The following is an 8064-nucleotide window of genomic DNA, read 5'->3' on the forward strand; positions in this document are numbered from 1 at the left end:
CACACCGGGGGCAGACGCCCTTTGAGATGGCAAACGACCGCATTTGCTCAGAATCCGACAACAGGCAGTCTTTGCACACTGCTATGGGTCTGTTTCGAAATATGGCCCATAGCACCAGCACCCAACTCTTAAGAATGGCGAACTTGCGCAACATAACAGGCCTTTCTCACCCACGTTGCAGACGTTCTACTCGATAGTCTGTAGGCCCTCGCACATGACGTAGTGTTGCTTCACTGGCAATTGGCTCATCCACTCGCGGACCTCAAGCGTCTTCCACTTGCCCGAACCTTTGCCGCCGCCCGAATCATTGTCCCAAAGCCATTTCGGCGTTGGCCAGAGGCAATACGTGGGGTTGACCGTGCGATAGAACTCGCGCGACACGCCGTTTTGGCCGTGGTGCGCCATTTGCACATAGTCGCAGTGGAGGCGTTTGGCGTAGGGACTCGCGAGCAACTTGTTGCCGCCCTCATATCCCAGGTCGCCGAGGAAGAGAACACTCTTGTTGGAATCCCAAACGCGCAGGACGGCGCTCGAGTTGTTCAGCGGGTTGTTGTGAAATTCCGGGTTCTTGACGCCAAGCACTTCAATTCTGACACCGTCAATCCGAAACGTCTGGCCGAGACGCAATTCAATCAGCTCGCGATTGGCCGATTGCATCGTCGCGACAAACTCGGCGTATTGTTTCTTGTCGGCCTCGTTGCAGTACAGATTGACCCAGTCCCTATCAGGCATCGAGGCATAAATGGGGCCGATGGTGAGTCCGTCGGGGTTCTTGACGAGCTCATGCATGGCATTCATGTGATCGTCGTGTGGATGGGTCAGAAACCATACGTCCACCCTATTCCCGTGCGCTCTCAGGAACTCGCGCAGGTAAGGGGCATCGCCCGCGACGCCACCGTCGATGACGATGAGTTTTCCGCCTTTCGTTTGCAGCACGTACGACATGATCTGCGAGTTCGTCTGGTTGGGAAGCTGCCACAAGGTGAACGTCGTCGTACCGACGGGCTTATCCTTACGACATGCAGGCGCAGCGCAGCCCGCGAGGCTCGCGGCCAACGCCAGTACAAATGCCAGATACAGAATTCTTCGCATAACTTCTCCACGTTGCTTTCCATTCAAGGTTCTGCGCGACATTCGTCAGGCTAGGGGATCGGAAAAAGAAGCACATCCGCTCCAGAGGGCCACTGATCTTTACCGATCTTGGTCTGCCACTGCGCGTATTCGCCGTCTTTGTAGACTCGCGCCGCGCGCCAGGTCATAGGCAAGATGACCTTTGGTGCAATGGGCTTCAGATTCTTGTACGCCCATTTTTCGCTGCCAAACGCATGATTAAGAATGTAGTCGAGCGCTTTGCGAATGCTGCGTCCGTCTTCAGTCTGGAAGTGCCACAAGTCAACGCCCGTGTGTTCGCCAAGCCGCGCCAGATTGAAGAATGCGCGCAGGTTCATCACGCTGTAGTTGTACGAGTTTGTGCGCCGGAGTTCGAGGGGTTGGCCGCCATCCGGTTCGATTTGCGCGGCAATGCGTTTACTTCCGACTTCCGAGAGGACTTTCTTCGCCAGAGCTTCATCGCCCGTGAACAACGCAAATGTGGCAACCTGCACGTCATACCACGTGCCGTGGTTGTTCTTCTCCTGGGATTCGGCAATGCCGTATGGGTGCGTAGTGAGCCAGTTCGTGTACTCTTTGAACCACTGCACGAGCCCCGCCTGATCCGAGCCCGTCCACGATTTCGAGCCAGCCAGCAGCCCGATCGAATCGAGGAAGTCCGCCAGGCCAGCCGTGTCGATAATGCCGATTCCGCGGCCCTCGCTACGCCCGGGAACTGCCTGCCCATACTTCAGATTCGGATTCATGCGGGTCGCTTCATCCAAGAACCACACGCGCACAAGCAGAGCGGCGCGTTCGGCATATTTCTCTTCGCCGGTGAACCAGTAGGCCTGCGCCAATAGCGTGGCATTTCGCGCCATCGAGCCTAGGCCGACGTTGTCGTACTTGTTGCGATCCGGATTCACTTCGCCATCTTTGTTGATATACGGCAGTCCATCCTTCTTGGTTGGGTCGGGCCACCAGTAGGGCCCGACGCTCATGTAGTCGTGCTTATCGCCGCTCGGCGGCGTGAAGGGCTTATCCATGACCGAGAACGGACCTGCGGTCAGGGCCGCGTCCGCCGCCGTTCGCAATGCCGCTATCGGCACCGTGAACGCCGAATCGCCGGCCTGCACTCTGGCCCGCGTGTCGACGAGCGATTGGCCATCGAGCAGGAAGACGCGAGGGAGACCCTCGGCAGCGGAGGCAGAACTCAGTGCGAGACAGAAGAGAGCAGTGACTTTGAGTAGCGACATGGCAGACCCCCCTTGGCTCCAGTGTTGCTATCGAGGATGCGGCGCAAGACTAGTACATCGCTGCACCGTTTCGTCCATCACAATACGCGAAGAGGACGCGAGGCTTCCACTTGCACCGCGATGCCGAGACTCGTTGGCGTTATACCGTGTATTTCGTTGCCACGTATTCGTCGATGATGGCGCGAAATTCGGTAGCAAGCTCCGTGGGCGAGCCGGTGAGGGTCTTGTACTTCTGCCCATCCACGTAGACGGGACAGCTAGGTTCTTCGCCGGAACCGGGCAGGCTGATGCCGATGTTCGCGGCCTTGGATTCGCCGGGACCGTTGACTACGCAGCCCATGACCGCGAGTTTGAGGTCTTCGAAGCCTTTATACTGCCGCTTCCATTCCGGCATCTTGTCGCGCACATAGCCCTGAACCTGTTCCGCGAGTTGTTGAAACACGGTGCTGGTAGTGCGGCCACAGCCGGGACAGGCGGTAATGCTCGGAGCGAACGAACGCAGGCCGAGCGATTGCAGGATTTCACACGCCGCATAGACTTCCTCCCGCCGATCGCCGCCGGGGCGCGGCGTGAGCGAAACGCGGATGGTGTCGCCGATGCCTTCGGCAAGCAGCGCTCCCAGTGCGGTGGCCGACCAAGCCACACCTTTCGTGCCCATGCCTGCTTCAGTTAGGCCAAGGTGCAGGGGCTGGTCGGTTTGAGCGGCAAGATTTCGGTACACCTCAATTAGGTGGAGCGGAGTGGAACTTTTGCAGGAGATGATGATTTGGTCCTTGCGCAAGCCGCATTCGAGGGCGAGCTGGGTCGACTGGACCGCGGAAATGACCATGCATTCGTTGATAATCTGCTCGGAGGTCTTGCCCAAATCCTGGTCAGTGTTTTCCTGCATAGTGCGCATGACCAGCTCTTGATTGAGCGAACCGACATTGACGCCGATGCGCACGGGCTTGTTGTGGTCCACCGCAACCTTGCAGATGGTCGCGAATTGTACGTCGCGCTTGGAGCCGCGACCCACGTTTCCGGGGTTAATCCGGTATTTGTCGAGGGCGGCTGCGCAGTCGGGGTACTCGGTGAGGAGTTTGTGGCCGTTGAAGTGAAAGTCGCCGATGATGGGCGCAGTGCACCCGGCATCGCGGACGCGTTGGCGGATCTCAGGCACGGCAGCGGCAGCTTCGGCGGTGTTGACGGTAATGCGGACGAGTTCGGACCCTGCCCCGGCCAGATCGAGGATCTGCTGGGCAGTCCCGGCGGCATCGGCGGTTTCCGTGTTGGTCATCGATTGAACGACCACGGGCGCGCCTCCGCCGACTTGTATTCCCCCGACAAGTACCCCCACCGTGTTGCGACGCGGTGCTAGAACCATAACGTAACGACTCCTTCTTCAAAGAAACGCGGCAAAAATGGTATGGTATCACAAAATGGGTTGCAAAGCAGATGGTGGGTTCAACTCATTTACAGGGTAATTGGGCTTAGCATTGCTGCAAAGGCCTCATCTCGTCGTTCCCGGGCGAGCAAGAATCCATGTTGGAGCAAAGGTGGTATTCATGAGTGAAAGTCAGTTGATTGTGGGGTTGCCGGCGGGATCCTTGGCCGATCCGAACCGCGGTGGAAGCCTGATAGCGTTGTTGAAGCACGCGGGATTCGCCACAAAGGGCTATGACAAGGGCGGTCCGAGCTCGTTTCCGGTGACCTCATTTCTGGTGGGCTGGGACGGGCGTCCCCAGGAGTTTGGGTCGCAACTTGCGCTGGGCGAAATCGATATCGCCATCGGAGGCGACGACTGGGTGCGCGAGCGCATGCTTGAGTTTAAGTACGAGTACAACCAGACCATCGAACTGAAGAAGGTGCTTTCGCTGCAGCGCGGCGAAGTGCGTATTGTCATTATAGCCACCCAACCTCAGTCGTCTTGCGATGCGTGGCTTGCGGGTCTGCTCGCGGCGAAACCGTTGGTCAGCATGGTCTCGGAGATGCCGTATCTGGCGCTTGAATGGTTCCAGACGAAAGCCAAAGCGCTCGGTTTCGGGGATTCCCACATGGGATTCAGCGTGCAGAAGTACAAGACGCCGCCGAAGATCGACAAGGGGCTCGTTATCTACGAGACCTGGGGCAAGACCGAAGCCAAGGTTAAGGGCGGCTCGGTGGATTTCGGTCTCGAAATCACGCAGACCGGCGGGGCCATCGCAAACTACGGACTGCATGTCGTGGACCAGATCATGGAGTCGGAGGCTGGAATCTGGGCCAATCCGGCTATCAAGAACTCGCCCGAAAAATATGACCTGGCTCGCATGTTCCTGCTCAACCTGTACGGTTCCATCTATGCCGAGAACAAGGTTCTGCTTACGTTCAACGCCCGCAAAGACGACGTGGACCGCCTCATGGACTATCTGCGCACGAATCGCTTGTTCGGCGACGAGCCGACCGTGAAGGAGGGGGTCCATTTCACGGAGTTCACCATTAAGTTGGATACCACGAACAAGCAGTTGCCCTTGGCAAAGGCTCGGTTTGACCTGGCAAAGCTGGGAGCGACCCACATTGAGACTATCCCCTTGGAGTCCTCGATTCCTGGATTGGATGTAATAGACGTTTGACGAGTTGGTAAGAATAGCGAAAAGTCTCGAAAGTTTACGGGCTGATTTTCGCGTAAAGCCATAAAAAATATGGTTGCGAGGCGCAAAATGGACGCAACATATAGTGGACTATCTGCTAAGGGCTTGAAAATTAGCCGTTGTTGCGTCATAATTACTGCGTGCTATAGCATGTTTCAGAGGCGTCCAGCGTTTCTGAAGACGCGGAATGGAGAGTCCTGCGATTCTCCACCAGACCAAAGACGGAAGGAAGGGAGGTGAATCGTAATATGAAGCATACCAAAATGGTGTCGAAGCCGGCTCGCGCTGAGCAAGTTGCGTGGGTGGAATTCAAGAACATTTTTGGACCGCTGCCCCTGGGCCAGAATCAGGCGGCTTGGTTGGTGTCGCTGATCGACAACGCCCTGCAGAAGTAAGTTTCGTGGCTTAAGTTTCCGGATTTGCATGCGGAAGGAGGGTCGGAACGGGTAGCCCAGGGCTGCTCAGTCCGGCGCTTCCGCGATTGTGACATCGATCACACGCGGATTTGACAACAGTGTATCTTGCAGTCACGGCTGCGGGATATGCGTCGCGAAAGGGTAACGTACAATGAAGCACGTTCGCATAGTTACGAAGAGTATGCCGGCCCGCGCCTGGTGGTGGAGTTGGTTTGCCCCGATCATCGGTGAAGTGCCGACGCTGCTGGGGGCGTTCACGAAGTTCGAGATTCCCGACATCCGGGATCTATAAGAATTTCGGCCTCACGACGGGGTTCCACTGCCCTTTTCTCGTCTAGTGATCGATAGATCCGTTTAGCGGAATCGATCTGCGGAATAGGCAGTAACGGTGGATCACGGAACGAAAGTTCTGTGCGCCGTCGAACCTCCAAACAGATGAGAAATGGCGGGTCGCAGATACGTCTGCGGCCCGTTTCCCTTTGTTCCAGGAATTGAAGATCCGCCGGACGCTTCAAGCTCCGTCGGCACTCAATCGCGCCGGTGCAAATTGCGGACTAATGTCTTCTCCTTGAAGTCCTCTCCAGCGTCTACACCATGCTGGAATACCCAAGCGAGCAGTCGCATGCATAGATAGGCGATTCCCTCAAAGATGCCCAACCAAAAAGCGTTGTTGAAAGCGAAGCGAGACATGTAGAATCCCTGTGGACCGAGAATGTCGGGATGCCACACGCGAAACCAGATGGGGAAACCACAGTATTTGATGATGCCGACGGTGTCGATTTCGCTATAGTCCGTGGCGGCTACGAAAGCGAGGCTCAGGAACGAAGCGCACAGCGCTGCAAACGGCGTGACTACCCCGTAGACTATGAGCTTGAACACGATACGTATGAAGCGAATCACCTTGACTTAATCCTCGGTTAAGACCGCTGTGAATGCCCCATCCTTGTAGACGTAGCTGGTTGCAGCTTTCTCGAAGTGGCAAAAGACTACCGTGTCGTGGTCGTAAACAAAATCCCTATCCGCATCGAAGTCGTGCGCTCTTGATCCCTTCTGTGCCAAACGCAAGTAGAGATCGCCCGATGGAGAACCAGTGAAAAGAGGGTATTCCTTGTAGGAGTCCCCGCGTCGGAGGAAGGCTAACAGGTGCAGCGTGTCCTTTTCCTTCCCTTGTTGCCTTACGAGAACCGCAATGTCCAGCTCGTCATCACCGTCGAAATCCGCACGGAGCAATGCCAAGTCCTGTCTGCGACCGCCAAAGTGCGTTTCTAACATGTCAACAACTTCGTCGCTCGGGTATGCAAGCGACCATGTGCCAAGTCTCTTGTCGAGCGATGCGCGTACGACCTCCGGCAACAGGCTGGTCTCGGAATCGACGGGGGAATCCGGTGCTTGGACACAAGCACCGGCGGTGAGTACGAATACGATGGCAAATGCCTTCATCGCAAACTTTTCCTGGCTTCATGCCGGGTCCACATCGGACTACTAGAGCCTAGACCCCTGTGTAGTATTATATAATTGCGGTGGAGAGAGAAAAGTTGCCTGCGGAGGAGTGCCCAGTCTCTCGGGTTGTGGCGGGGGGGCACTGGGGGATGTTGTTTTCTTAAGGGGTTTCATCCAATGAAGTGTCCGGCGTGTGGGAATGCGGTACGAAAGAAGCGGTATCGCGATCTGATCATTGACGAGTGCGAATCGTGCAAGGGGTTGTGGTTTGACGAACGGGAGTTGGGGGAGTTCCTTCAGCAGTATGTCGAGGAGCACCCGGACGCGGCGAGTGCACCGGTAGGGAATGGCGCGCGACGGCGTGATTCGAGTGCCGCGGCGCTGCAATGTCCATCGTGCTGCGTGGACATGCGGGTGACGAACTACGCGTACGATTCGAACGTGTTCGTGGACCGGTGCGCGCAGTGTGGCGGGGTGTGGACGGACCGGCGGGGCGTGCGGCAACTGGCGGCATATGTGCGCGGCAATCCCAAGATGGACAAATTGGGCGCGGCGTTGGCGCAGGACATTCAGAAACGCCAGAACCTTCAGGACTTGGTTGATGGCATCCAAGTGCTCACCGCGTCACCGGGACTGTGGACCCTCATGCCGAGGATTATCGTGCCCATCGGTGACGATCTGGGGAGACAGACCATTCCGTTTGTGACGTTAGGGCTCATCCTTGCCAACACGCTTACGTTCCTGTTCACTACGCGTGAGCCTGAAGCGTTCATGGCATTCTCCACCGAGTACGGTTTTATACCCGCGCGCTTCCTACAGGGGGAAGCGATCTACACGGTGTTGTCTTGCATGTTTCTGCATATAGGGCTGTTTCATTTGCTTGGCAATGCGCTCTTCCTCTGGATATTTGGCGATAACATTGAAGACGAATTTGGTCACGGCTCGTTTCTGGGATTCTACATCTTCTGCGGATTGATGGCGTGCGGGGCGCACCTGGCCCTATACCCCCATTCGACAAGGCCGCTTGTTGGCGCAAGCGGCGCGATTGCGGGGACGATGGGGGCCTATTTAGTGCTGCATCCGGGAGCCTATATAAGAACGTTTATCATCAATACAGTCGTACCGATACCCGCCCTCGTCTACTTGGTGGTCTGGATCGGGATGCAATTTCTATTCGCGACGGTGAACTATTCCGCGGGCGTCACCGGGGGCGTCGGTTACGCGGCGCACGCGGGAGGATTCGTGGCGGGGTTGGGT

9 protein-coding genes are annotated in these 8064 nt (G+C 56.8%); 4 read left to right on the forward strand and 5 right to left on the reverse strand.

What is annotated here, in order from left to right; genetic code table 11:
- Window positions 1-186: 186 nt before the first annotated feature.
- The 3 genes from K1Y02_11695 to ispG form a co-directional block, all read right to left on the reverse strand.
- Window positions 187-1092 (reverse strand): MBL fold metallo-hydrolase, encoded by a 906-nt coding sequence (locus K1Y02_11695; protein MBX7257015.1) that lies wholly within the window; start codon window positions 1090-1092, stop codon window positions 187-189.
- A 50-nt stretch (window positions 1093-1142) separates the two neighbouring features.
- Window positions 1143-2345, reverse strand: a complete 1203-nt coding sequence (locus K1Y02_11700; protein MBX7257016.1) for an alginate lyase family protein — start codon at window positions 2343-2345, stop codon at window positions 1143-1145.
- Between the two features lie 139 nt (window positions 2346-2484).
- The gene (gene ispG / locus K1Y02_11705; protein MBX7257017.1) at window positions 2485-3708 is read right to left on the reverse strand and encodes a flavodoxin-dependent (E)-4-hydroxy-3-methylbut-2-enyl-diphosphate synthase; all 1224 of its coding nucleotides are present in this window, start codon (window positions 3706-3708) and stop codon (window positions 2485-2487) included.
- A 181-nt stretch (window positions 3709-3889) separates the two neighbouring features.
- On the opposite strand from ispG, the gene K1Y02_11710 reads away from it, so the two are divergent.
- From K1Y02_11710 to K1Y02_11720, 3 genes are all read left to right on the forward strand, one after another.
- Window positions 3890-4933, forward strand: coding sequence for a hypothetical protein (locus K1Y02_11710; GenBank protein MBX7257018.1), 1044 nt, complete (start codon window positions 3890-3892; stop codon window positions 4931-4933).
- Window positions 4934-5199: 266 nt separating this feature from the next.
- Window positions 5200-5346, forward strand: a complete 147-nt coding sequence (locus tag K1Y02_11715; protein MBX7257019.1) for a hypothetical protein — start codon at window positions 5200-5202, stop codon at window positions 5344-5346.
- 172 nt (window positions 5347-5518) lie between these two features.
- Window positions 5519-5659 (forward strand): hypothetical protein, encoded by a 141-nt coding sequence (locus tag K1Y02_11720; GenBank protein ID MBX7257020.1) that lies wholly within the window; start codon window positions 5519-5521, stop codon window positions 5657-5659.
- A gap of 236 nt (window positions 5660-5895) precedes the next feature.
- Here K1Y02_11720 and K1Y02_11725 read toward each other — a convergent pair whose 3' ends face one another.
- Together K1Y02_11725 and K1Y02_11730 are read right to left on the reverse strand one after the other, a co-directional pair.
- On the reverse strand, window positions 5896-6267 hold the full coding sequence (locus tag K1Y02_11725; protein ID MBX7257021.1) for a hypothetical protein: 372 nt from the start codon (window positions 6265-6267) through the stop codon (window positions 5896-5898).
- Window positions 6268-6273: 6 nt separating this feature from the next.
- Window positions 6274-6807: a hypothetical protein gene (locus K1Y02_11730; protein MBX7257022.1), complete on the reverse strand. Its 534-nt coding sequence runs from the start codon at window positions 6805-6807 to the stop codon at window positions 6274-6276.
- Between the two features lie 177 nt (window positions 6808-6984).
- On the opposite strand from K1Y02_11730, the gene K1Y02_11735 reads away from it, so the two are divergent.
- Window positions 6985-8064: rhomboid family intramembrane serine protease (locus tag K1Y02_11735; GenBank protein ID MBX7257023.1), on the forward strand; the 1080-nt coding region annotated here is incomplete at its 3' end.

This window comes from Candidatus Hydrogenedentota bacterium (assembly GCA_019695095.1).
GTDB lineage: Bacteria > Hydrogenedentota > Hydrogenedentia > Hydrogenedentales > SLHB01 > JAIBAQ01.

Coding starts and splice junctions, on each gene's coding strand:
- K1Y02_11730 (MBX7257022.1), bottom strand. CDS start 6,807: ATGAAGGCATTTGCCATCGTATTCGTACTCACCGCCGGTGCTTGTGTC.
- K1Y02_11720 (MBX7257020.1), top strand. CDS start 5,519: ATGAAGCACGTTCGCATAGTTACGAAGAGTATGCCGGCCCGCGCCTGG.
- ispG (MBX7257017.1), bottom strand. CDS start 3,708: ATGGTTCTAGCACCGCGTCGCAACACGGTGGGGGTACTTGTCGGGGGA.
- K1Y02_11715 (MBX7257019.1), top strand. CDS start 5,200: ATGAAGCATACCAAAATGGTGTCGAAGCCGGCTCGCGCTGAGCAAGTT.
- K1Y02_11700 (MBX7257016.1), bottom strand. CDS start 2,345: ATGTCGCTACTCAAAGTCACTGCTCTCTTCTGTCTCGCACTGAGTTCT.
- K1Y02_11710 (MBX7257018.1), top strand. CDS start 3,890: ATGAGTGAAAGTCAGTTGATTGTGGGGTTGCCGGCGGGATCCTTGGCC.
- K1Y02_11695 (MBX7257015.1), bottom strand. CDS start 1,092: ATGCGAAGAATTCTGTATCTGGCATTTGTACTGGCGTTGGCCGCGAGC.